General features: G+C 56.9%; 24 protein-coding genes and 1 tRNA gene. 12 read left to right on the top strand and 13 right to left on the bottom strand.

Annotated features, from left to right (window positions below):
• Nucleotide 1 precedes the first annotated feature (1 nt).
• Nucleotides 2-232, bottom strand: a complete 231-nt coding sequence (locus DFT_RS05760; RefSeq protein ID WP_054030293.1) for a 4Fe-4S dicluster domain-containing protein — start codon at nucleotides 230-232, stop codon at nucleotides 2-4.
• A 240-nt stretch (nucleotides 233-472) separates the two neighbouring features.
• Between DFT_RS05760 and mltG the strand changes: the two genes are divergently transcribed.
• Both mltG and DFT_RS05750 read left to right on the top strand, forming a co-directional pair.
• Nucleotides 473-1,495 carry an endolytic transglycosylase MltG gene (gene mltG / locus DFT_RS05755; RefSeq protein WP_054030292.1) on the top strand — a complete coding sequence of 341 codons (1,023 nt, stop codon included), beginning with the start codon at nucleotides 473-475 and terminating at the stop codon, nucleotides 1,493-1,495.
• A 56-nt stretch (nucleotides 1,496-1,551) separates the two neighbouring features.
• The gene (locus DFT_RS05750) at nucleotides 1,552-2,559 is read left to right on the top strand and encodes a glycoside hydrolase family 3 N-terminal domain-containing protein (protein WP_235506178.1); all 1,008 of its coding nucleotides are present in this window, start codon (nucleotides 1,552-1,554) and stop codon (nucleotides 2,557-2,559) included.
• Between the two features lie 7 nt (nucleotides 2,560-2,566).
• Here the strand turns inward: DFT_RS05750 and DFT_RS05745 are convergent, their stop codons facing one another.
• The 4 genes from DFT_RS05745 to purM form a co-directional block, all read right to left on the bottom strand.
• Nucleotides 2,567-3,946, bottom strand: coding sequence for a sigma-54-dependent transcriptional regulator (locus tag DFT_RS05745; RefSeq protein ID WP_054030291.1), 1,380 nt, complete (start codon nucleotides 3,944-3,946; stop codon nucleotides 2,567-2,569).
• Nucleotides 3,939-5,753 carry an ATP-binding protein gene (locus tag DFT_RS05740; RefSeq protein ID WP_054030290.1) on the bottom strand — a complete coding sequence of 605 codons (1,815 nt, stop codon included), beginning with the start codon at nucleotides 5,751-5,753 and terminating at the stop codon, nucleotides 3,939-3,941. Before DFT_RS05740 ends, DFT_RS05745 begins: the two co-directional genes overlap by 8 nt.
• Before the next feature lie 88 nt (nucleotides 5,754-5,841).
• The gene (tsaD, locus tag DFT_RS05735) at nucleotides 5,842-6,843 is read right to left on the bottom strand and encodes a tRNA (adenosine(37)-N6)-threonylcarbamoyltransferase complex transferase subunit TsaD (protein WP_054030289.1); all 1,002 of its coding nucleotides are present in this window, start codon (nucleotides 6,841-6,843) and stop codon (nucleotides 5,842-5,844) included.
• Nucleotides 6,844-7,108: 265 nt separating this feature from the next.
• Nucleotides 7,109-8,155: a phosphoribosylformylglycinamidine cyclo-ligase gene (gene purM / locus DFT_RS05730; protein WP_054030288.1), complete on the bottom strand. Its 1,047-nt coding sequence runs from the start codon at nucleotides 8,153-8,155 to the stop codon at nucleotides 7,109-7,111.
• Between the two features lie 219 nt (nucleotides 8,156-8,374).
• Between purM and DFT_RS05725 the strand changes: the two genes are divergently transcribed.
• The 6 genes from DFT_RS05725 to DFT_RS05700 all read left to right on the top strand — a co-directional run bounded on the left by DFT_RS05725 (nucleotide 8,375) and on the right by DFT_RS05700 (nucleotide 12,592).
• The gene (locus DFT_RS05725; protein ID WP_054030287.1) at nucleotides 8,375-9,541 is read left to right on the top strand and encodes an aminotransferase class I/II-fold pyridoxal phosphate-dependent enzyme; all 1,167 of its coding nucleotides are present in this window, start codon (nucleotides 8,375-8,377) and stop codon (nucleotides 9,539-9,541) included.
• Between the two features lie 137 nt (nucleotides 9,542-9,678).
• Nucleotides 9,679-11,010 (top strand): homoserine dehydrogenase, encoded by a 1,332-nt coding sequence (locus DFT_RS05720; RefSeq protein ID WP_054030286.1) that lies wholly within the window; start codon nucleotides 9,679-9,681, stop codon nucleotides 11,008-11,010.
• 97 nt (nucleotides 11,011-11,107) lie between these two features.
• Nucleotides 11,108-11,713, top strand: coding sequence for a bifunctional phosphoserine phosphatase/homoserine phosphotransferase ThrH (gene thrH / locus DFT_RS05715; protein ID WP_054030285.1), 606 nt, complete (start codon nucleotides 11,108-11,110; stop codon nucleotides 11,711-11,713).
• Nucleotides 11,714-11,725: 12 nt separating this feature from the next.
• Nucleotides 11,726-12,145: an acyl-CoA thioesterase gene (locus DFT_RS05710; RefSeq protein ID WP_054030284.1), complete on the top strand. Its 420-nt coding sequence runs from the start codon at nucleotides 11,726-11,728 to the stop codon at nucleotides 12,143-12,145.
• Complete coding sequence (locus DFT_RS05705) at nucleotides 12,138-12,476, top strand: DUF167 domain-containing protein (protein ID WP_054030283.1); 339 nt, start codon at nucleotides 12,138-12,140, stop codon at nucleotides 12,474-12,476. Before DFT_RS05710 ends, DFT_RS05705 begins: the two co-directional genes overlap by 8 nt.
• A 39-nt stretch (nucleotides 12,477-12,515) precedes the next feature.
• Nucleotides 12,516-12,592 (top strand) — tRNA-Met (locus DFT_RS05700).
• A gap of 86 nt (nucleotides 12,593-12,678) precedes the next feature.
• On the opposite strand, the gene DFT_RS05695 is transcribed toward DFT_RS05700, so the two are convergent.
• From DFT_RS05695 to DFT_RS05675, 8 genes are all read right to left on the bottom strand, one after another.
• Nucleotides 12,679-13,215, bottom strand: coding sequence for a recombinase family protein (locus DFT_RS05695; RefSeq protein WP_054030282.1), 537 nt, complete (start codon nucleotides 13,213-13,215; stop codon nucleotides 12,679-12,681).
• 16 nt (nucleotides 13,216-13,231) lie between these two features.
• Complete coding sequence (locus tag DFT_RS27205) at nucleotides 13,232-13,420, bottom strand: IS3 family transposase (RefSeq protein WP_076750409.1); 189 nt, start codon at nucleotides 13,418-13,420, stop codon at nucleotides 13,232-13,234.
• 59 nt (nucleotides 13,421-13,479) lie between these two features.
• Complete coding sequence (locus DFT_RS05690) at nucleotides 13,480-13,776, bottom strand: transposase (RefSeq protein ID WP_054030281.1); 297 nt, start codon at nucleotides 13,774-13,776, stop codon at nucleotides 13,480-13,482.
• Between the two features lie 99 nt (nucleotides 13,777-13,875).
• Nucleotides 13,876-15,141 (bottom strand): type II toxin-antitoxin system HipA family toxin, encoded by a 1,266-nt coding sequence (locus tag DFT_RS05685; RefSeq protein WP_200907029.1) that lies wholly within the window; start codon nucleotides 15,139-15,141, stop codon nucleotides 13,876-13,878.
• Nucleotides 15,128-15,457, bottom strand: a complete 330-nt coding sequence (locus DFT_RS05680; RefSeq protein WP_054030279.1) for a helix-turn-helix transcriptional regulator — start codon at nucleotides 15,455-15,457, stop codon at nucleotides 15,128-15,130. Before DFT_RS05680 ends, DFT_RS05685 begins: the two co-directional genes overlap by 14 nt.
• Nucleotides 15,458-15,606: 149 nt before the next feature.
• Nucleotides 15,607-15,780, bottom strand: a complete 174-nt coding sequence (locus DFT_RS26145) for a hypothetical protein (protein ID WP_161807083.1) — start codon at nucleotides 15,778-15,780, stop codon at nucleotides 15,607-15,609.
• Nucleotides 15,773-16,027: a hypothetical protein gene (locus DFT_RS25710; protein WP_152971877.1), complete on the bottom strand. Its 255-nt coding sequence runs from the start codon at nucleotides 16,025-16,027 to the stop codon at nucleotides 15,773-15,775. The genes DFT_RS26145 and DFT_RS25710 overlap by 8 nt, the downstream gene beginning before the upstream one ends.
• Before the next feature lie 392 nt (nucleotides 16,028-16,419).
• Nucleotides 16,420-17,838, bottom strand: a complete 1,419-nt coding sequence (locus DFT_RS05675) for a sigma-54 dependent transcriptional regulator (protein WP_054030278.1) — start codon at nucleotides 17,836-17,838, stop codon at nucleotides 16,420-16,422.
• A 681-nt stretch (nucleotides 17,839-18,519) separates the two neighbouring features.
• Here DFT_RS05675 and DFT_RS05670 point away from each other — a divergent pair.
• The 4 genes from DFT_RS05670 (at nucleotide 18,520) to ahcY (ending at nucleotide 22,999) form a co-directional block, all read left to right on the top strand.
• Nucleotides 18,520-19,278, top strand: a complete 759-nt coding sequence (locus tag DFT_RS05670; RefSeq protein ID WP_054030277.1) for a class I SAM-dependent DNA methyltransferase — start codon at nucleotides 18,520-18,522, stop codon at nucleotides 19,276-19,278.
• A gap of 74 nt (nucleotides 19,279-19,352) precedes the next feature.
• Entirely contained in the window at nucleotides 19,353-20,558 is a 1,206-nt protein-coding gene (gene metK, locus DFT_RS05665; RefSeq protein ID WP_054030276.1) for a methionine adenosyltransferase, read from the top strand.
• Nucleotides 20,555-21,553 (top strand): adenosine kinase, encoded by a 999-nt coding sequence (locus DFT_RS05660; RefSeq protein WP_054030275.1) that lies wholly within the window; start codon nucleotides 20,555-20,557, stop codon nucleotides 21,551-21,553. The genes metK and DFT_RS05660 overlap by 4 nt, the downstream gene beginning before the upstream one ends.
• Nucleotides 21,554-21,562: 9 nt before the next feature.
• Complete coding sequence (gene ahcY / locus DFT_RS05655; RefSeq protein WP_054030274.1) at nucleotides 21,563-22,999, top strand: adenosylhomocysteinase; 1,437 nt, start codon at nucleotides 21,563-21,565, stop codon at nucleotides 22,997-22,999.
• Nucleotides 23,000-23,101 lie beyond the last annotated feature (102 nt).

The raw sequence follows: 23,101 nt of genomic DNA, 5'->3' as shown, positions 1-23,101 counted from the left end.
ATTATCTGCCGGCCTCGTCGGTCCCGGACGTTTGCTCAACCACCGTTATGGCCAAGTCCGGACATCTCAATTCGCAGGCCCGGCAGACGATGCAATCTTCCTTGCGGGCCACGACCGCTTTGTCGAGTGGGTCCATCTCAAGGACCTGCGTCGGGCAAAAGGCGACACAAATGCCGCATCCCTTGCACCAGTCACGATTGATCTGCAGTTCTTTCAATTTAGGTCGGGTCATCGCACGTCCCCTTGCTCCTTGAGGCAAGCGCGGTCATTCCAGCGCCTTGTCGATATGATCATCAGCATAAGGCCTTTCGGGTCATTAGGCAACCATTGCGAACAGCCTTGCGCCTCGAAATATTGACAAAATCAAAATGCTTGGCATAAGTTGGGGGCCGTCCATAAATAGGCAAATTGGATCGAGATCAAGGCCCAACGGAATCACCGAACCCTATAAAAGAACATCATCAGGGGAATCTTGTTTAAATTAAAATACCTCTTACTGCTCATCATTGCGCTGCTGATCGCCGTGGCAGGGGCTGCGGGCTGGATTGCCGTCGACCTGCACCGCTTCGCCAATCGCCCGGCGGATGGTGAGGAACACTCGCACATCGTCTCGGTGGCCCCGGGAGAGAGCTTCGGGATGCTCTCTGCCAGGCTGGAAAAAGCAGGGGTCATCACCAGCGACATTCGGTTCAAGATCATAGCCAGGCTCAGCGGAGACGACAAACGGCTCAGGGCCGGCGAATATGCGCTATCCACGGCGATGACACCGATGGAAATCATCGACATCCTGGCCAGCGGCAAGGTACTGCTGCATCGCCTCACCATACCGGAAGGTTACACCATCGACCAGGTCGCGACCGAAGTCGAAAAGGCCGGTCTGGCATCGGCAGAGGAATTCAGCCGGCTGGCCCGCGATCCGTCGCTGGTGTCGGAGCTGCAACTCGACGGCCCCAGCCTCGAAGGGTATCTCTTCCCCGACACCTATCATTTTCCCAGGGAGGTGTCGGCCAGGGGCATCATCACGACGATGGTGAACGCTTACCAATCCCTCGTCACCGATGAGTGGCGAAACCGCGCCCATGAGCTCGATCTCTCGATACACGACATCGTCACCCTCGCTTCGATCATCGAAAAAGAGACCGGCGCTCCCAGTGAGCGTCCCATTATCGCTTCGGTCTTTCATAACCGACTGAAAAAGCGCATGCGCCTGGAAAGCGATCCCACGGTGATCTACGGTATCGAGTCGTTCGACGGAAACATTACCCGTCGCCATCTGAGTAGCGCGACGCCCTACAACACCTACGTGATCCGCGGGCTGCCGCCGGGCCCCATCGCCAATCCGGGTCGGGCCGCTTTGGAAGCGGCACTTTATCCCGCGGAAACCGATTACCTCTTTTTTGTATCGAAAAAGGACGGGACGCACTACTTCTCGAAAACCATCGCGGAACATACGGAGGCGGTGCGAAAGTATCAGCTGCGCCGGAAACGCCATTAGGCACTGAACTCTTTAGACCTTCTTGGATCTTCCCACTGGAAGATCAGGACAACACAATGATGCAGGCTCGCGATCTCACCGACAGTCAAAAAGCCGGACAGCGTCTGATGGTCGGCTTCACCGGCACAGATCTCAACGACGAGTTGAGGTATGCCATCGACACCCTCCAGGTGGGCGGCATCATCCTCTTTTCGCGCAATATTCTTTCTCCCGAGCAGATCCGCGACCTGTGCGGCGATGCCCAGGATTATGCGGTCCGTTGCGGGCAGCCGCCCCTCTTTGTCGCTATCGACCAGGAAGGCGGGGTGGTGGCGCGTCTCAAGCCGCCTTTCACCCAATTTGCCGGTAACCCGGCCATGACATCGCCGGCGGATGCCATCGCCTTTGCCCGGACCACGGCCGACGAGTTGAACCGGATCGGGGTCAACATGAACATGGCACCGGTTCTCGACGTGCCACCCCCCGAAGGCCCCAGCGTCATGCTCGAACGCGCTTTTGGCCGGGATCCACAATGGGTCGCGCGCATGGGCCGCCTGGTGATCGAAGCATTGCAGAATAACGGCATCATGGCCGTGGGCAAGCATTTCCCGGGCATCGGTCGCACGGTCCTCGATTCCCATAAGGATCTGCCTGACCTGGAGATCGACCTGGAGACGCTGCGGTCCCGCGACCTCATCCCCTTCGAAGCGGCCATTCAATCGGAGGTGAGCGGCCTCATGCTTTCTCATATCCGCTACACCCGCATCGACCCCATATGGCCGGCCAGCATTTCCACCACTATGGCCGGCGACCTGCTGCGCGATGAGATAGGATATGAAGGGCTGGTGCTCACCGATGACCTGGACATGGGCGCCATCGCCAAATACTACGCCCTACCCGATATCGTCACCCAATGTCTCAGCGGCACCGTGGACCTTCTGCTCATCTGCCACACGGGACCGAACATCGAGGCCGCTTTCCACGCGATCCGGCACGCCATACAGACCGACGACGATTTGGCACAGCTAAGCCACGCCTCCCTGGCGCGCATCCTGGCCGCCAAGGAAAAATTTCTGTTGGATTGAACGGGCATTAGCCGATACCGTAATTTTTCAGCTTGTTATGCAGGGTCTTGCGGGTGATGCCCAGGCGCCGGGCGGTTTCGCTTTTGTTGCCATCGGTGGCCGCCAGGGTCGCCAGAATTGCCTCTTTCTCGATCTCTTCGAGGGAGCGGGTGCCGTCGGTCGGCGGCGCAACGGCAGGGGTCGGATCGATCTCCTTGGACTGCGCATAGTCTTTGGCGATGTTGAGCGGCAGTTGTTTTTCGGTGATGTGCTCGCCGGTCATCAGGACCACGGCGCGCTCCACCGCATTTTCCAGTTCGCGCACGTTGCCGGGCCAATCGTAATGGAGCAGCATGTCCATGGCCAACGGAGCGAAACCTTTGGCCGTCTTGCGATTCTTTTCGGCAAATCCGTGGAGAAAATGGTTGGCCAGCAACGGGATGTCTTCTCTTCGCTCCCGCAGCGGCGGCACCTTCAGGGTGATGACGTTCAGGCGGTAGAATAGATCCTCCCGAAAGCGGTCTTCGCTCACCTCTTTTTCCAGGTCGCGGTTGGTGGCGGCCACAATGCGCACATCCACCGGCAGCGTCTCTTCGCCGCCCACGCGCACAATCTCCTTCTCCTGAAGCACGCGCAACAGCTTGGCCTGCATGGCCGGCGATGTCTCGCCGATCTCGTCCAAAAACAGGGTGCCACGGTCCGCCTGTTTGAAACGGCCCTCACGGCGTCGGTCCGCCCCGGTGAAGGCGCCCTTTTCGTGGCCGAACAACTCCGACTCGAGCAACGATTCGGCCATGGCCGCACAGTTGACCACCACCAGGGGATGATCCTTGCGCGGACTGTTGAGGTGCAGGGAACGAGCGACCAGTTCCTTGCCGGTGCCGCTCTCGCCAGTGATCAACACCGTGGCATCGGACGGCGCCACCATGGCGATCATCTCCATGAGATCCTTCATGGCCTGGCTGTTGCCGATGATGCGGCTCGTCCCCCAATCGAGGGCCAGCTGCGCCCGCAGCCGTTCGTTTTCGACCTTGAGGCCGGCATGTTCGCAGGCCCGCTCGATGGTGATCTTGAGCTCTTCGAAATCGAGGGGTTTGATCAGATAGTCGTAAGCGCCGGCCTTGAGCGCCTCCACCGCCGATTCGACCGACGAATAGGCAGTCATGATAATCACGGGGATGGCTGGATTGTAGGCCTTGATCTGCCCGAGCGCCTCGATGCCGCTCACATGGGCCATACGCACGTCCATGAGTACCAGATCCACCGGCTCGGCACGCACGGCCGCCACGGCTTCGCCGCCATCCGTGGCCGTGAGGACCTCATACTTCCAACTGCGGCAAATGGTCTTCAAAGTAGTCAAGTGCCCGGCATCGTCGTCGACGATCAGTAACCGGTTGCGTCTATTCATCGCGACGCCCTCCCTGTGCTGTTCTGTCCTCATCCGCACAGGGCAGATGCAGCAGAAAGGTCGTGCCACGTCCCGGCGCGCTCTCCACGTTGAGCCGCGCTCCGTGGGCCTCGACGATTTTATGCACGATGGCCAACCCCAATCCCGTGCCCTGGCTCTTGGTGGTGTAGTAGGGATCGAAAATTTTAGCCATTTCATCGGGTGCCATGCCCTGGCCCGTATCGCTGATCGCGACCCGCACCTCGCCCGGATCGACCCGCTCGCAGCGCACGGTCAATTGTCCGCCATCGACCATGGCCTCGATGGCGTTGATCAGCAGATTGAGCAAGCACTGGGCCATGCGGTCCGGGTCGATGAGGACCGGGCACAACCCATCGTCCATTTTCAATTCGACCTGGACGCGCTGATTGGCCGCGTCCTGCTGAATCAAACCGACCGCCCGGGTCACGATGGGCGCGATATCGATCCGCCGCCGTTTGATGTCCGACGGACGGGCGAAGGAGAGCAGCTCGGTGATCACCCGGTTCAGGCGATCCACCTCCTGGACCATCACCTCGGCCGCCTCCCGGCCCTCGCTGCCCGCTTCGAACTGACCGGAAAAGAAAGTGGCCAGCCCCTTGATCGAGCTGAGGGGATTGCGGATTTCATGGGCCACGCCGGCGGCCAAGCCCCCGAGCGCAGCCAATTTTTCCTGCCGGCGCACCTCGTCCTGCAAGCGGCGCACCTCGCCCAGGTCCCTTAGAATGAGAATCTGCCCGACATAAGCGTCGAGCTCGTTGACGATGCGAGCGGCACTGACGCTCACCGGCACGGTCCGGCCGCTGATAAAACGGCATTCCATCTCCTGCTCGGCAATCGTTTGGCCGCTGTCGAGCAACTCTTTCAAACCGCAAAGGGTCGAAGGCAGCAGCATATCGGCCGGTTGGCCGCCCGTTTCTTCCCTTTTCAAACCGGTGATGCGTTCGGCCGCTGCATTGAAAAAGGTGATGCGCCCCTGCTGATCGGTGGCGATCAGGCCGACCGGCAGGCTGGCCACCACCTTGTCGGCAAAGGCGCTGGCATCCTGAAGGGAGCGTTTGGTGGCGCGATAGCTGTACATCCAGAATAGAGAGACGAAACCCGCAAATCCCAGCAGAACCAGCACGACCGAAAGCACCAGGGTGGTATTTAAATCTTCGCGAATGGCCGCTTCGAAGGGTTCGACGTCCAGACCGGCCACGATCAATAATTGTTTCTGATCGGAGGCTGAAAACCAGTCGTCATTCTGGGGCGGCACCGTCCCATGACGCCGCATCATACCGTACATGCGGGTGCTTCCCGGCCCTCTTCCCGCCAACATGGGTCGAAACGGGCGATGCACTTCAAAGACTCGGCCCTCCTCACCCAGATCGACCAACTCCCAATTCTCCTGCAGGTCGGACCCCAGGTGCAACAGCTTGCGTCCCTGATCGAAAGGTTTGCCGATCATCTCCGGATCGCTGTGGGCCACCGCCTTTCCGTCCGGATCCACGACAGCCATGTAGCGCACGTCCGGCAACCGGCCGGTCTCTTCGAGCAATCGCTGGATCTGGGCCCCGCCCCAGGACATCCCCATCATTCCGGTTCGCGTGCCGGCCTCCACGGCCCGGATGAGCACCGCGCCCTTGGCGCTGAGGATCTCCGACATGTGGCGCTGCTCCCGATTGGCCTTCTGGATCGCAAGCACGATTACCACGACGATCAGGATCGCCGTCGATCCCAGGATAACCCAGGGCGAAATCTGCATGCCGGTTTTGCGGGCGCTCTTTTTAGGATGTGCCTCTGTCATATTTCTTCCGAGTGTCCATCCATAAAGGAAAACGACAGGCCCGATAAAGTCGAAACCCCCTACAAGTCACAACAACTCGACAAATGTCTCAACACCGGGGCTTGCGCGAATAGACATCCGCGTCGAGATCGGTGCGCTCGCCCCTGCCCAGGTGATAATATCCCACCGCCGCGATCATGGCGGCATTGTCCCCACACAAGGCCATGGGTGGCATGTGCACCGCAAGCGAACGGGCGGCGCCATCTGTCGCAAGACGTTCTCTCAAACGCCGATTGGCCGCCACACCGCCCACCACGGCCACCCGCGAACACCCTTTGACCTCGGCTGCGTAAAGCAGCTTGTGCACCAGCACATCCATGACCGCCTCCTGAAACGCGGCGGCGATGTCGGCGCACCGTTCCTCTGCGGCCTGGGGATGCGTCTGGATATAGCGGTTGACCGCCGTCTTGAGACCGCTGAAGCTGAAATCGAATTGATCCTTTTCCAGATAGGGCCGGGTAAAGGCAATGGCATCCGCGTTGCCCTGGGCGGCCAGGTGGTCGATGACTGCACCGCCCGGATAACCCAGCCCGAGCATCTTGGCCACTTTATCATAGGCCTCGCCGGCCGCATCGTCACGGGTCTGGCCGAGAAGTTCGTGGCTGTTTTCCGAGGCTACATGGTAGATGCCCGTGTGACCGCCGGATGCGAGCAGCGCCACGTAGGGAAATTCAGGCGGATCGTCTCCGAGACGAATCGAATAGAGATGCCCCTCCAGGTGATCGACCCCCACCCAGGGCAATCCACGTGCAAAGGCAAAGGCTTTGGCAAAGGAAAAACCGATCAGCAGACAACCCACCAGCCCCGGTCCCTGGGTGGCGGCCACGGCATCGATCTCTTCGATCCTGAGCCCGGCATCGCCGATGGCCTGCTCGACCACCGGCACCACGGCCTCGATGTGCTTGCGCGATGCCAACTCCGGCACCACGCCGCCGTATGGATGGTGAATCGCCACCTGCGACGCCACCGCAGACGACAATATCCTGCGCCCGTCTTCGACAATGGCCGCCGCCGTTTCATCACAGGAGGATTCGATACCGAGGACACGCATGTTGATCACCTTTGGCTGCCTTGGGCCGATGGAGGGATGCGCGAGGAGAAGGGTGCTCTGGATTACTTGCGAGGTTTGGACACCGCCCGGGTGTCCCCGCTGCGGAGCCCTCAACTGCGACAGGGCGGCTGGTCTTGCGCACCCTTGGCCACCCATTTAAGGAAACGGGAGAAAAGATCGAAAAGCTTTCGTATCATTAAAATTCCCAGAACAGCTGGTACCCGTCCACAAATAGGTCGATTGGCCATCTGTGGATGGGGACCACCTACATCCAGCGAAAACGGCTATCGCCCCCGCTTTCCCTCTCGGTGATTTCGCCGATGACCCAGGCCTTCTCCTTCATGGCCAACAGGCGGGCGACGATGTCCTGGGCGGCGTCTTCGGGAACGACGGTCACCATGCCGATCCCGTTGTTGAACACTCGCAGCATCTCGTCATCGGTCACCTTGCCCGCCTCCTGCAAAAACTTGAATATCGGCGGGGTTTCCCAACTGCCGCGGTGCAGCGCAATCCCGCAAGCCTTGGGAATGATCCGCAGCACATTGTTGACGATGCCGCCGCCGGTAATATGGGCCAATCCCCGGATCGGCAGCCCGCGGATCAGATGTTGCACGGTCTCGGAATAGATCCGCGTGGGCGTGAGCAGCTCTTCTCCCAGGGTCCGGCCCAGGTCCGGAACATGGGTGTGGACATCCATCTTGAGCACATCGAAACAGATCTTGCGCACCAGCGAATAGCCGTTGCTGTGCAGGCCGCTGGAGGCGATGCCGATCATCTGGTGGCCGACCTGGATCTCCGATCCGTCCACGATCTTGTTGTTGTCGACCAATCCCACGGCGAAACCGGCCAGGTCGTACTCGCCGTCGGCATAAAACCCCGGCATCTCGGCGGTCTCTCCCCCGATCAGGGCACAGTGCGCCTCCTGGCATCCGGCGCCGACGCCGCCGATGATCTGGGTCAGCTTCTCGTCCTCGATCTTCCCGGTAGCCAAATAGTCCAGGAAAAACAGAGGCTTTGCTCCCTGCACGATAATATCGTTGACGCACATGGCCACCAGGTCGATCCCCACCGTGTCGTGCTTGTCCATGAGAAAGGCGATTTTGAGCTTGGTGCCCACCCCGTCGGTGGAACTGACCAACACCGGGCTTTCCATGTTGGCGGTGTTGAGGGAAAAGAGCCCGCCGAAGCCGCCGATCTCGCCCATAACACCCGGTACCCGGGTCTTTTGGGCGATCTTCTTGATCGTATGAACCAGTTGGTCGGCCTTGTCGATGTCAACGCCGGCATCGCTGTATGTTAACGGTTTGTCCATGGGGATCTCCTGAGGATCTTGAACCAAATTTCGCCATTTTCGGCGGCTTGCAAACAATCTCTGAAAAAACAGCTGCATAGATAAACTGATGGGCCCTAAAAGTCAAAACAAAATTTTTGACTTTTACTACACGCTTTTATAGGGTTGGACGCAAACGCAGAAAAACCGCCCGCCCCATCACCATATGGGACAGCACTATCATACCCGGAAGGAAACGCCATGGTTGAATTCGCCCGTCTGGACCGGCTGCCGCCTTATGTCTTCGCCCAAGTCACCGAAATCAAAATGCAGGCCCGCCGCAGAGGAGAGGATGTCATCGACCTGGGAATGGGCAATCCGGATATGGGCACCCCCGACCATGTGGTCGACAAACTGGTCGAGGCGGTCCGCAAATCTCATAACCACCGCTACTCGGCCTCGATGGGAATCACCAAGCTGCGCCATGCCATCGCGGCCTGGTACCAAAGGCGATACGACGTGGCCATCGACCCGGACCGAGAAGCCATCGTCACCATCGGGGTCAAGGAGGGCATGTCGCACCTGGTGCTGGTCACCATCCGGCCGGGCGATGTGGTCTTCACCCCTACCCCCACCTATCCCATCCATCCCTACTCGGCCATCATCGCCGGCGGCGATGTGCGCGGCGTGCCGGTGGGGCCGGGCCAGGATTTCTTCGAGAACCTCATGAACGCGGTCCGGCAGTCCTGGCCGCGTCCCAAACTGCTGATCATCAGCTACCCGCACAACCCGACCACCGAGGTGGTGGATCTCGATTTTTTCCAGCGGGTGGTGGATTTCGCCAAGGAACACAAGATCATGGTGATCCATGATTTCGCTTACGCCGACCTGGTGTTCGACGGTTACCAGGCCCCGAGTTTCCTGCAGGCCAAGGGCGCCAAAGATGTGGGGGTGGAATTTTTCTCCATGTCCAAGAGCTACAACATGGCCGGATGGCGGGTCGGCTTCTGCGTGGGCAACCCCGAGATCATCTTCGCCTTACGGCGCATCAAAAGTTACCTGGACTACGGCATTTTCCAACCGATCCAGATCGCGGCCATCATCGCCCTCAACGGCCCACAGGAATGCGTGGGCGAAATCGTCGACACCTACCGGTCGCGCCGCGATACGCTGATCACCGGCCTGAACCGGGCCGGATGGGACGTGCCCAGCCCCAAGGGCACGATGTTCGTGTGGGCCAAGATTCCGCCCAAGTACAGCCACATGGGATCGGTGGAATTTTCCAAGTTTCTCATCAACGAGGCCCAGGTGGCCGTCTCTCCGGGTTTGGGCTTTGGGGAATATGGGGATGAATACGTGCGTTTCGCACTGATCGAAAACAACATGCGCATCAACCAGGCCATTCGCGGCATCCGGAAGGTGATGTAATCCCAACAGCACCCCTACACCCGCCGCCGGGCTGGAACCCGGTCGAACCGGTTTGCAGGCCTTTTTTTATTGACTTTGCCCGGCCGGTTATACGAAATTGCGCTTCTATTGCGTCAATAAATAAGGAGTAATTCGCCATGCGCCCCGTAAAACTGGGAATGATAGGATGCGGCACGGTGGGCACCGGTGTCGCCCGGTTGCTGATTGAAAAGCAACACATGATCGAACAACGGACCGGCATTGCGCTGGATCTTAAATATGTGGCCGACCTGGACCAGACCACTGACCGGGGCATCGTCTTCGGGCCCGGCGTCTTCATCCAGGACGCCTGGACCATCATCAACGATCCGGAAATCGACATCGTCGTCGAAATGATCGGCGGCCTGACGGTGGCCAGGGAGTTCATTTCGGCCGCCATCGAAAAGGGCAAACACGTAGTCACCGCCAACAAGGCCCTGCTGGCCAAGCAGGGCAACGAACTGTTCCGGGCGGCACAGGCAGCCGGGGTGGACCTGGCCTATGAAGCCAGCGTGGCCGGGTGCATCCCCATCATCAAGTCCCTGCGCGAAGCCCTGGTAGCCAACGAAATCCAGGCCCTGGTGGGCATTCTCAACGGCACCTGCAACTACATCCTCACCAAGATCACCGACGAAGGGCTGCCCTTCGACCAGGCCCTGGCCCAGGCCCAGGCCAACGGATATGCCGAAGCCGATCCCACCCTGGACATCGAAGGCCTGGACGCGGCCCACAAGCTCGCCATCCTGGCAGCCCTGGCCAATGGCATGCGGATCAATTTCGACGATGTCTACGTGGAGGGCATCTCCAAGATCACACCCCTCGATATCCAGTTCGCCCGGGATTTCGGCTACCGCATCAAACTGCTCGCCATCTGCAAAAACCGAGGCGATAAAATCGAGGCGCGGGTTCATCCGGCCATGATCCCCGAAGACAACATCCTCTCCAATGTCTCCGGCTCGCTGAATGCCATCACGGTGACCGGCCATGCGGTGCAGAATCTTTTTCTTTCCGGCTTCGGCGCCGGCATGATGCCCACGGCCAGCGCCGTGGTCAGCGATATCGTCGATCTGGCGCGCAACATCCAGTATGGCGCCGCCGGCCGCGTGCCTTCCATGGCCTACCAGCCCGATCAGATCAAAACCATGCCGATCCTGCCGATCACCGACATCGTCACCCACTACTACTTCCGCTTTGCCGTGGAAGATCGGCCGGGCGTATTGGCTGCGCTTGCCGGCATACTCGGCCAAAACGGCATCAGCATCAAATCGGTGCAGCAAAAGGGCCGCAAAACCAACGGCCATGTCCCCATTGTCATCATCACCCATCATGCCAGGGAGGCCGACGTCCAGAAAGCCCTGGCCGAAATCGACCGTCTCGAGGTGGTGGGGCCGGCGCCCGTGGTGATCCGCATCGAAGATGAAAACGCCACGGCCGCCGAGACTGCTGAGTAGGCCAATCTTTCTCGAAATAGGTGAAGCGATCTTCCGGCATTAGCGCAGCCATCAAAAAAATCTAAAACAGTCATCGAAAACCGACAGTGAGAAGCTTATGCAAATCGTCTGTACTGACCTCGAAGGTGTATTGGTGCCCGAGATCTGGATTCACGTCTCCCGCAAAACCGGCATCGAAGAGCTGCGCCTGACCACCCGGGACATCTCCGACTACGATGCCCTGATGCGCAAACGGCTGGCCATATTGAAGCAAAACGGTCTGAAGTTGAAAGACATCACCGACGTCATCGACACCATGGACCCATTGGCGGGCGCCGTCGAATTCCTCGACTGGCTGCGCAACCAGACCCAGGTGATCATCGTATCCGATACCTACATCGAATTCGCCAAACCGCTCATGGCCAAGCTCGGCTGGCCCACCCTCTTCTGCCACTCGCTGGGCATCGATGCCGAGGGCGCCATCGCCGATTACCACCTGCGGCAGCCCGACGCCAAGCGCCACACCGTCCAGGCCCTGCAGGGACTCAACTTCCAGGTGATCGCCATGGGCGACTCCTACAACGACATCAACATGCTCGAACAGGCCGAGCACGGCCTGCTCTTCCGGCCGCCCGAAAATGTCGTGGCCGAATTTCCCCAGTTTCCCGTCACCCATGACTACGAGGCCCTGCAGAAGGAGATCGGTGCACTGCTCGCCTCGTAATTAAGGATACCCATGCTCACCCGACAGACCCGCTACCGTGTCATTTACGGCGATACGGACAACATGGGATACGTCTACTACGCCAACTACCTGCGCATGTTCGAGATCGGGCGCACCGAGCTGTTGCGCGACTGGGGGCTGCCCTATCGCGAGATCGAATCGCGCGACATCCTGTTGCCCGTATCCGAAGCCTACTGCAAGTACATGACACCGGCCCACTACGACGACGTCCTGATCATCCACTCGACCCTGGACACGGAAATGAAGGCCGGCATGAAGATCGACTACCGCATCACCAGCGAGGACGACCTGACCGTTCACGCCACCGGCCACACCCGCCACGCCTTCACCAACCGCCAAGGCCGCGTCATTCGACCGCCGGCCTTTATCCGCGAACTCATCCGCAAACAGAGCGGGACATCGCATGCTTGAGATCCAGACCGGCGAACAGGGCATCACCTTCTGGGTGACGGTGCAGCCACGTGCATCCAAAACCGGTATTATCGGCCTCCACGACAAGGCTCTGAAAATCCGCCTCACCGCCCCGCCCGTGGACAACGCCGCCAACAAGCAGTGTGTCGAAGTACTGTCCAAGGCCCTGGGCCGCCCCAAATCGACCATCGAGATCGTCGCCGGCCAGACCAGCCGGCAGAAGCAGGTCCGCATCCGCGCCAAGCAGGGAACCCTCTCGACCCAAGAACAATCCGAACTCAAAGCAAAACTGACCGCTTTGGCCGGAGATGCCTCCCAAAAAACACCTTGACGCCACCAGGCGGAAACGCTATAAGAGGCCTTTACTTGATGCGGGGTGGAGCAGTCTGGTAGCTCGTCGGGCTCATAACCCGAAGGTCACAGGTTCGAATCCTGTCCCCGCTACCAATTGAAGAGACGGCTCGAAAAGAATGTTGTCATTGACGGCAACCTTTTCGGGCCTTTTTCTTTGCACGCCTGTTTTCGTCATGACTTCACCCTCCGTAGCAATGTTCAAAAGTCCGGCTAAATCGCCGTAAAGATCGCTTGAGAGTTCCTTGTGACCGTCTTCTTTTGGAGTTAGTACGATTTTTTCGATTAAACCCCTGACATGCTCCTTTGCCTCCGTCCCTTGGCGGCATCCCACAAATCTTTTTGATAAAGCGCTGACGGTTCCAGACCAGCTCACCTATATGTAAATCGTTGTTCAAGATTTCCGTGCCGCGCCTTCGATTACCATTAATGGTCGATTGTGCCCATGTCTTGCCTGATGGGCAGGCTATGCCTTCTTTATTCAGGCTCGCGGCAATGGCTTTAGGGGATTTGTTTTCAACCGCATATTCCCGGAATATACGCCGCACGATCCTGGCCTGAGCCTCATCGATTTCCCGCTCGCCCCTGATGGCTTCACCTTGGGCATTGAATTTTCGGGCAACTTTGCAGCAATAGGCCAGACCGCCGCCGGATTTACCCTTTTCAACCCGGCCTCTAAGGCCGCGCCTGGTTTTATCAGCCAAATCCTTCAGGGACATTGAATTCATGGTCCCTTTAAGGCCGATACCGGCCTACATCATGGCCATCGTCCCGTAGCTGCTTGGACATCCGACGAGAACCATAGGTCCCACGTGTGTTCGAATGAATCTGTCGGACCCTGGAAAGCAGGAGGAAATCAGTATCAATGATGACCCCACTGCCATATCTCAAATACTGGTAAAACCCGCTCCGGCTTACCCTCATCACCTTGCACAAAACGGTGACAGGGAAGGCCCTCTTTTGCTGCCGGATAAAGTCGAATCTCACTTCGACAGGTTGGCAAAGAAGGCCTTGGCCTTTTTTAATATGTCGCGCTCCATCTCAAGCTGCTTGGCCTTTTTGCGAAGCCGGTGCAGCTCCTCTTTTTCAGCCGTCATGAACCCCTTGCCGGGAAAGGCCTGCATGCCTTCCTTTTCAATCTGTTCCTTCCAGCGTCTTAAAACGCTGGAATCGATCTCAAGGTTGCGAGCGGCCTCTGAGAGCTTGTACCCTTGCTCGGTGACCAGTTTGACAGCGTCAACTTTGAATTCCTTTGTGAATCCTCTGCCGTTCTGACCCATTTTTCACCTCCAAAAAGATGATGGTTTATACCTCATGCTTTTCGGAGTGTCCATTTCGGCTATACCACCTCAGGGGCCTATGTGAAGTTTTGGCAAAAGTTATTCTTCAAAAGCGAATGGATTTAGGAATTGACGATTCCATAGGCGCTTTTTGTCTATCTCGCTAAGCTGAGCTTCTTCACATACTGAATCCCAATATTTACGAATACCATGCTCTATACGTGCAGATACCGACATCGCATCTTCATTAGACAGCAGGAAATGATGAGCCGCCTCAAGGCAGGATTTAAGTTGACTAAGATTGTTTTCTCCCGATATTTTCATAGCTTGAGATGCTTCGTTCCCCGTTCGTCCTTGCGGGCAAATATCGTAAGCTGGAGTTAAGGTAAGCACTTTCCCATCCCAAAAGGCCGCATGGTTGCGGGCATGGTCATCTGTATTTCCACACAAAATATTAAATACCAGCCTGCCATACAACTCTTTAAGCGTATTCTTGGGTTCTGTGAAACGGTGTCGTATAATTTCTGAAAAATCTTCATAGCTGGCGTATCGGGCTGTCATGTCATTAAGGCCAAACATGGTCAGGGCGGAGACCATGCATTTGCGTGCCCACCCATCACCGGTATGAATTCGATCAAAACGTTCGATAAGCAAGACGTCCTTTCCCGCAGCTTGAACCATTTTCACCTGAGCAACATCCAGACCGGAAAGTGCGGCTAATCTCATAGCGATATATTCTGCCTTAACGACACTATACAGGTCGGTGCTGGACGAAAATTTGGCAATGTATTTGGTGCCCTGATTTTCGATCAAAGCTTTTGGCCGTGCACCACCTATAGAGCTTCCATGGAATAACGCATTATCCAGCTCTGGTGTTAAAGGTACACCTTTTTCCACGCGATCCGCAGATTCCAACAATTCTTCCAAAGTCGCATTATTGGCTGATCGTGGACGATATTCAGTGGGTGAGTTCTGAAAATCAAGTGCGCCAATACGGTCGGAACCGGATTCTAGGAGATAAGTTAGCTCATCTAACTCGGATGTATCTGTATCCTTTCCTTTTAGTCCTAACTGCTTGTTGGTTATAACGCGTCGCCCCCATGCATCAGGCGCAGCATCCCGGATGCAACCTGGCATTTCAAGGCCTTGTGTAAGAGGTAAAATTCCAGGCTTTAAGGGCAATTCCGGCTCATAGATAGGAATGGCAGGTGGTATATCGCCTATGCGCTCAAGATAGCTTTTACCATAGTTGAAATGGATAAGGCCATTGTCGCTCTCAAGCTTTCCGGCAACAACAGGCTTTGTCGCACCCGGCAGCCAAATCCAAACAAAAGCTTCATTGTTTTTCTGCTTAGAAGTCATCATTTACAGCCTTTTTCCTACTCTGGATGCGTTTGGGTAGCAAAGCAATCTTACTTTGCGTCAGATCAAGACTGGTTTCAAGACGCTGATTATCTTGCTCAAAAAGATTCACGCCAACCAAAGCAGCCGTTTCGAATACCAGCCCAATTGAGGGGCTCATTTCACCGGATTCTATTTTTTGTAGCGTCGCTCTTGAAATACCAGCTCTATCAGCAAGGTTTTTCTCGGACCACCTGCGTTTCTTACGTCCAAGTTTGATTTGCTGACCAAGCAAAAAGGCAGCTTCTTTTGCGTATTTTGAATATGTTCTTTTTCTCATTTCACTATACACCTAACTGTAATGGCTAACATATTAGTCATAAGAACTGTTAATGACCAATATAATTGGCATTGCTTAGATTTGCAAGAAAATTAAATAAAATGACCACAATAATAATCATAGATAGGCTCAATGACCATTATTATAGACTAACGGCTATATGGTCCTATGCGACGCCTGACAAAGAGGCTTTCCTTTATATACGTGCCCAAAGGCAGGCCACCTGCCATTTTTTCTAATTCATCGCGCTCCTCTTGATTTAGCCTTACAGAAAAAGGAGACGGATAGATTTTTCTTGAACAAGGGAGGTCTTTTTCAGGCATGTTGCCCCCCCTTAGAAATGGTTTTTCTGAAAGGAATTGAGGCGGTTATGTTACAGGCAACCACAAGAGGTCGATACAGTTGGTTGCCAGTCCCCGCTACCAAAGGAAAATCAAGGGCTTGGACGAAAAATCCAAGCCCTCTTTTTTTGCCTAAAGCCAGTTCATGTAAATGCCCAATAGGTTGGCCCGCCATCAAAATCCTATCAATTCCTGCACCGTTGCGACGGTGCAGGTTTTTTTGTGTCACGATACCTCGAACCATCAGTGCTTTGTGCCTTTTTGAACGAGTTCAGCTAAAAACCTGGAAAACGGTCAATATTCCGTCTTACGCTCGCTTCTTCCAGGGCCGCCATATAATCATCCCGGGTCCTTGGATGAGAATGCGAAAAGATTAATGCCGTATCCCTCTGTTTTGTCGAAATATTTCATATTATAAATATAAGTCATTGATGTGAAAAGGTTATTTGATTGTACAATACCAGCACATGTCGTTTGAAACACTTCCGGCATCGCAGCAGTTTTCTATTATCTGAGTGGATTGGAGATTATATGCAACGGAAGCGATTAATCGCAAAGGGTTTTGGCTATCGGCGAAATGGACCTTTCAAGTGTCTGATCTTTAAACAAAAGGTAAATATTCTATTTTTCCTGTTTATGTATTTTTGCCACACCGTATTTTTTGATTTTGTTGTACAGGGTGCCCCGGCTGACCCCCAGAATGGCCGCGGCGTAGCGGCGGCTGTTTCCGGTGGCCTGCAGCGTTTTTTCCAGCAGTTTCCGCTCGGCTTCTTCGAAGGAGGTCCCCACGGGCAAAATGATATTCCGCCGGGAGCCGTCACCGGGTCTGATTCTTTTGGACAGATGTTGGGGCGTGATGACTTCGCCCGTACAAACCACCACCGCGCGGTGGATGACATTTTTTAACTCGCGGACATTGCCCGGCCATTCGTAGGCATTCAATATCGACATGGTTTCGGGCGAAAGACCGATGATCCGCTTGTCATAATCCCGGTTGTAGCGTTGGAGAAAATCCTGTATCAGCAACGGAATGTCGCCGGGGCGGTCGCGAAGAGGCGGTATGGGGATTTGGAATACTTCCAGTCGGTAGTAAAGGTCTTCTCTGAACCGCCCGCCCTCAACGGCATCTTCGAGCGGCTCATTGGTGGCCGCGATTAACCGGACATCGGCGTCGATGGTCCGACTGCCGCCGATGCGGTGAAACCTTTTGCTTTCGATCAACCTCAGCAGACTGATCTGAACCCGATCGTCAATCGTCGCAATCTCGTCCATGAAAACCGTGCCCCCGTGGGCCCGTTCGAAGGCGCCCGCCCGCGCTTCACCGGCTCCGGTAAAGGCCCCCTTGGCATGGCCGAAGAGTTCGTTCGCGGCCAGATCCGGAGGCAGGGCCCCGAGGTGCACGACCTGAAACGGTTTGTCGACCCGGGCACTGAGTTGGTGGATGGCTCGGGCCGCCAGATCCTTCCCGACGCCGGTCTCTCCGGTCAGCAATACCGGAATGTCCGTAGCGGCCGCCTGCCGAATCATTCGATAGACGTTTTTCATGTTCGCCGAAACCCCGACCATGTCCTCGAAGCGCGTCTTGCGGTTTTGCCGAATGGCCTGCGAGTTGGGATCCACACTGGGTCGACTTTCTAGGGCGGCTTCGACGAGCAGCTTGAGCTCTTCGTCGCTGACAGGCAGTTTGGCATAATGGTAAGATCCGGCCTTCAGGGCCTTGGACGCCAACACCAATTCGCGCGGCTTGATCAGGAAGATAACCTGTGTCCAGGGGCTTTTAGCGGTCAGCATCTCCACATATTCCAGCCAGTCCATGCGCCCGTCGCGGACCAAGGTGCTGGTGGCCAGCATGACATCGCATACCTCGTGTTCGACCAGATCGAGCACTTTCTCGAAACTTTTCTCGAATGAGACGACCACATTGTCGTCTGCCCCGAAGATGGCCTTGGTCTGCCGGCAAAGGTCTCTCTGGCTGTCGAGACAGATGATCCGCACCGTCGGCTTCGCGCTTTGGGGGCTTTTTGAAGTGTCCTCAGGCATATTCGATCTCCGCATAAGGTCAACCGGAAAGGTGGCCACCTTATCATCGTTCCCGACAATTGCAAGGCATGAATGTACAAATTTTGAACGCGATCATCGCCTCGTCCAATAACCGCCCGGCGCGTCTCCCGGGATCATGCTCTCCTGCTTGCGCGACGGCAAAGCGAATTCCTCGTTCCGTCATGCCTGGAACAGGTACCGTGCCCGGCATTTTTGAACACATTGTGACGAGATTTGGCTTGGTATGTCTAAATTTTAGACACTATTTCAGCTGCCTGGTGTCTCTCCGGCCAACGATCAGGACCCTCTCCCTGCCGGGCCACACTCCTTTTCATTGTTAATTCAATGTGATCGAATATGGCTGCACATTATGGCATACCCATTGCTTTTGCTTGGTCCGGATGAAAGAGAGAGCTCCTCACCGTAAAGTAAATCAGGTAGCACAAGCGGCAAAAAGGGATGGAGAATGCAGGTCGCTCCGTGCCTTTTCGGGCGCGCTGTGCTTTCGTTCATGAATCGGCCGGGTCGCACAGCGACGCCGGATTCAAGAAAATACGAAGCATTTTTGTAGATTCGGAACGGTCGATTGCCTTGCCCGCGACGGATTTGAAGCAGTGGATCCTGCCTGCCGGTTCGAAATGGTCGGGTTGAAACGCTATACGATGCGAACAAGGAGAACGCATGATGGAATGCAAGGTAGAGGTGGTCATACCGGAAGAGTGTCGCAAACTGGACCAAAACGAAGAGTGGATTGAAATCGTGATCGATGGCAAAGCCGAGCGGGTCCGGCTGCACGATTATGGCCGATTTTATGAAATCCCCGGCTTTTACGATCAATTCTACCAGGATCTGCAGTGCCGGTCGCCGCAGGTGGTCTGCGAAGCGCTCAAGCAGCAGATCCACCGATGGGGGGAAAACCGCAACCCCCTTCGGGTACTTGACTTCGGGGCGGGCAATGGACAGGTCGGCGAGCGTTTAAGCCGGGAATTGAATTGCCGCAAGCTGGTCGGCCTGGACATTATCCCCGAGGCGCGCGCGGCGGCCATGAGGGACCGGCCGGATATCTATGATGAGTACTACGTCATGGATCTGGCGAATCTCTCCGAAATAAGCCATAAGAATCTCACGCAATGGAATTTCAATACGCTGGTCACCGTCGCCGCTCTGGGTTTTGGGGACATCGGCGCCCAGGCGTTTGCCAATGCCTGCAACCTGATGCCCGATGGGGCATGGGTGGCCTTCAACATCAAGGACCGCTTCCTTAGCGATACGGACCAAAGCGGGTTCAGTCAAACCATCGAAATACTCATGGAGGATGGTTTTGAGTTGCTGGAATCGCGTCGTTACCGGCACAGATTTTCTCTGGCCGGCGAACCGCTGCACTATCATGTTATCGTTGGACGGAAGAATGGAAATTCGCGGAAGATAAAGACCAATTAGAACGAAGATCGAGGCGTAGAAGCTGATATCGATAGAGAAGCCCTAAAGATCTATTCATTAAGGAGAGTTTTATTATGAGCAAGATTACTGCCGATCATGTGTTTACGTCCGAATCCGTGGGCCGCGGGCATCCAGACAAGATTTGCGATCAGATATCCGATGCCATTCTGGATGCCTGCCTGCAGTCCGATCCCGGCAGCCGCGTGGCTTGCGAAACGGTGGTCGGACACAACCTGGTGGCCAATGTGGGCGAGGTGACCTGCAGAGGGTGGGACAAGATAAATACTGAACGCATCGCTCGGCAGGTGGTCAAAGAAATCGGGTACGACAACGCGGCATTGAAGTTTTGGGATGCCGGCTTTGAGTATTTCAGCCGAATCCACGGGCAGTCCCCGGACATCAGCCAGGGGGTGACCGAAGGCGAAGGGCTGTACGAGGAACAAGGCGCCGGCGATCAGGGCATGATGTTCGGATACGCCACCAGGGAAACGCCGGAATTGATGCCCTGCCCGTTGGCCTACAGCCATCGCCTGCTGATGGAGCTGGAAAAAAAACGCCAGAACGGGACGCTGCCTTATTTGCGCCCCGACTGTAAGAGCCAGGTATCGGTGCGGTACAAAGACGGGCGGCCGGAGACCATCACCGGCGTGGTCATCAGCCATCAGACCGACGATATTCCCCTTGAAAAGATCCGCACGGATCTGATTGCCGAAGCCAAGCGAATACTAGGGGACACAGGTTTGCTGACCGACCGGACCGCATACTACATCAATCCGACCGGGGCGTTCGTTCTGGGCGGTCCCTACGCCGACGCCGGCCTGACCGGCCGCAAGATCATCGTCGATACATACGGGGGCGTAGGCAGCCACGGCGGCGGTGCGTTTTCAGGCAAGGATCCTTCCAAGGTGGACCGTAGCGCGGCCTATTACGCCCGCTATGCCGCCAAAAACATCGTAGCGGCCGGCCTGGCCGAAAAGTGCGAGATCCAGGTCTCCTACGCCATCGGCGTGGCCCATCCACTGAGCATCAATATCGCCACCTATGGGACATCCGAGTACGATGAGGCCCTGCTTCAGGAATTGCTTGAGGACACCCGCTTTTTCGATTTCCGTCCAGCGGCGATCATCGATCAGCTCGACCTGCTGCACCCCGACGGATGGTCTTACCAGGTCGCCGCAGCCTATGGCCACTTCGGCCGTGATATATTCCCCTGGGAAAAGATAAACAAGGCCGAAGAACTGCGTCGAGCGGCCAAAATCCTGGCCCGCGAGGCGGCATGAGCGCGGCTGGCGTAATTGGTGTCGGGTCGCCCATTGTCGACAGGCTGGCCCTGGTCGAGGATGCCTTCCTGGCCGGGGTCGACGGAGGCAAAGGCGGCATGGCGCTGGTGGACACCGCAACCATGGAGGACTTTCTGCGCAGGGTTCCCGGCGAACAGGTGATGGCGCCCGGCGGTTCGGCCGCCAATACCATATTCGCACTGGCGCGCCTCGAAGTGCCCACGGTGTTGATAGGTAAGCTGGGCAACGACGCCGAAGGGCTCTACTATCGCAGCGCTTTCGAGAAAATCGGCGGCGACGGCTCGCGCCTGAAAACGTGCGAAAAAACAGCGACGGCTCGCTGCCTAAGCCTGGTCACGCCCGATTCGCAACGCACCATGCGTACGGATCTGGGCGCGGCCGCCGCTTTTTCTCAGGAGGAGGTATCCGCCGCCGATTTTCACAATTGCCGTCATGCCCACGTGGAGGGCTATCTGCTCTTTAATCGCGATCTGTCCCTGTCCGTTCTGAAGACGGCCAAGGCGGCCGGGTGCACGGTCAGCCTCGATCTGGGTTCTTTCGAAGTGGTCACCGGGGCGGCCGACATCCTTCCCGAGCTGCTGGCTCGCTACGTGGATGTGGTCATGGCCAACGAGGACGAAGCCGAGGCCTTTTGCGGGAGTCGCGCCCCCCGGGCCGGACTCGAAGCCCTGTCCAGACATTGCGCGACGGCCGTTGTCAAGCAGGGGGCGCAGGGCGCCCTGGTCGCAGCCAACGGCAAAACCATCGATGTACCGGCCATCGAAGTCGATGGCGTCAAAGATACCACGGGCGCCGGTGATTTTTGGGCGGCCGGGTTTTTATACGGCCTCTTGAACGGCTGCCGGCCGGACGTCTGCGGACATTTGGGCGCCGTTTTAGGCGCTCAGGCCGTGCGCCATATGGGCGCCGAGCTGCCGGAGCGGGACTGGCTCGCTGCCGCCGACTATTTCAAACACTATCTCCAAGAAAGGTAAGGAAACCATATGGGTGAGGCTACTGCCAAAAAGTTGAGCAGCATTGAATCACGGGAATACAAAGTCAAGGACATCGAACTAGCCGGCTGGGGCCGACGTGAGATAGAAATCGCCGAGCACGAGATGCCCGGTTTGATGGCGACGCGCGAAAAATACGGGCCCGACAAACCCTTGGCCGGCGCCCGCATCAGCGGCAGCCTGCACATGACCGTTCAGACCGCCGTGTTGATCGAAACCTTGCGTGAACTGGGCGGGGATGTCCGCTGGGCGTCCTGCAACATCTTTTCCACGCAGGACCATGCCGCCGCGGCGGTCGCCGAAGCCGGCGTCCCGGTGTTCGCCTGGAAAGGCGAAACCCTGGAGGAGTACTGGTGGTGTACCAAGCAAGCACTGACCTGGCCAGACGGCGCGGGCCCCAACCTGGTGGTCGATGACGGTGGCGACGCCACCCTGATGATCCACCGGGGCTACCAGGCCGAGGAAGACCCGTCCATGCTCGATGTACTCACCGACAACAAGGAACTGCGCATCATCAACGATGTCCTGAAGCAGACACTCAAGACGTCACCGGATTTCTGGCACAAAGTAGTCGCGGATTGGCGCGGCGTGTCCGAGGAAACCACCACAGGCGTTCATCGTCTCTATCAGATGGCCCGAAAGGGCGAACTGCTGACCCCAGCCATCAATGTCAATGATTCGGTCACCAAGAGCAAGTTCGATAACATCTACGGCTGTCGTGAATCCCTGGTCGACGGGATCAAACGGGCAACCGATGTCATGATCGCCGGCAAAACCGCCGTGGTGTGCGGGTATGGCGATGTGGGAAAAGGCTCGGCCCAGGCGTTGGCCGCGCACAAGGCCAAAGTGGTGGTCACGGAGATCGACCCCATCTGCGCCTTGCAGGCCCTGATGGCCGGGTTCGACGTCATGACCATGGAGCAGGCCCTGGCGGTCGGCGACATTTACGTCACGACCACCGGCAATCGGGACGTGATTACGGCAGACCACATGGCGCGAATGAAGGATCAGGCCATCGTCTGTAACATCGGTCACTTCGACAACGAGATCCAGGTCGATGCCCTCAATGGAATGGACGGTGTGGAAAGACTCAATATCAAACCGCAGGTGGACCGCTACCGGTTTCCTGACGGGCACTGCATCTATCTGCTGGCGGAAGGCCGATTGGTCAACCTGGGCTGCGCCACCGGGCATCCCAGTTTCGTGATGTCCAACTCCTTCACCAACCAGACCCTGGCCCAGATCGAACTGTGGCAAAATCAACGCCAGCCAAGTGTTTACCGGTTGCCCAAGGAACTGGACGAGGAGGTGGCCCGCCTGCATCTATGCAAGCTGGGAGCGACCCTGGCCCGGCTGAGCGACGAACAGGCCGAATACATCGGCGTTCCGGTGAACGGTCCGTTCAAGTCCGAACATTACCGATATTAGCATTCAATGCGGATGCCGCCCCCTGCCCGTCGGCCCAGAGGGTGCCGACGTTAATGTGCCCTTTAGAGGCGGTGATGCATAAAATGGCCCCGGCGGCATGGA

The sequence above is a fragment of the Desulfatitalea tepidiphila genome (genome assembly GCF_001293685.1).
In the GTDB taxonomy this organism is placed as follows: domain Bacteria; phylum Desulfobacterota; class Desulfobacteria; order Desulfobacterales; family Desulfosarcinaceae; genus Desulfatitalea; species Desulfatitalea tepidiphila.
Note: the sequence above shows the minus strand (reverse complement) of the source record. Positions and strands in the feature narration are given on the sequence as shown.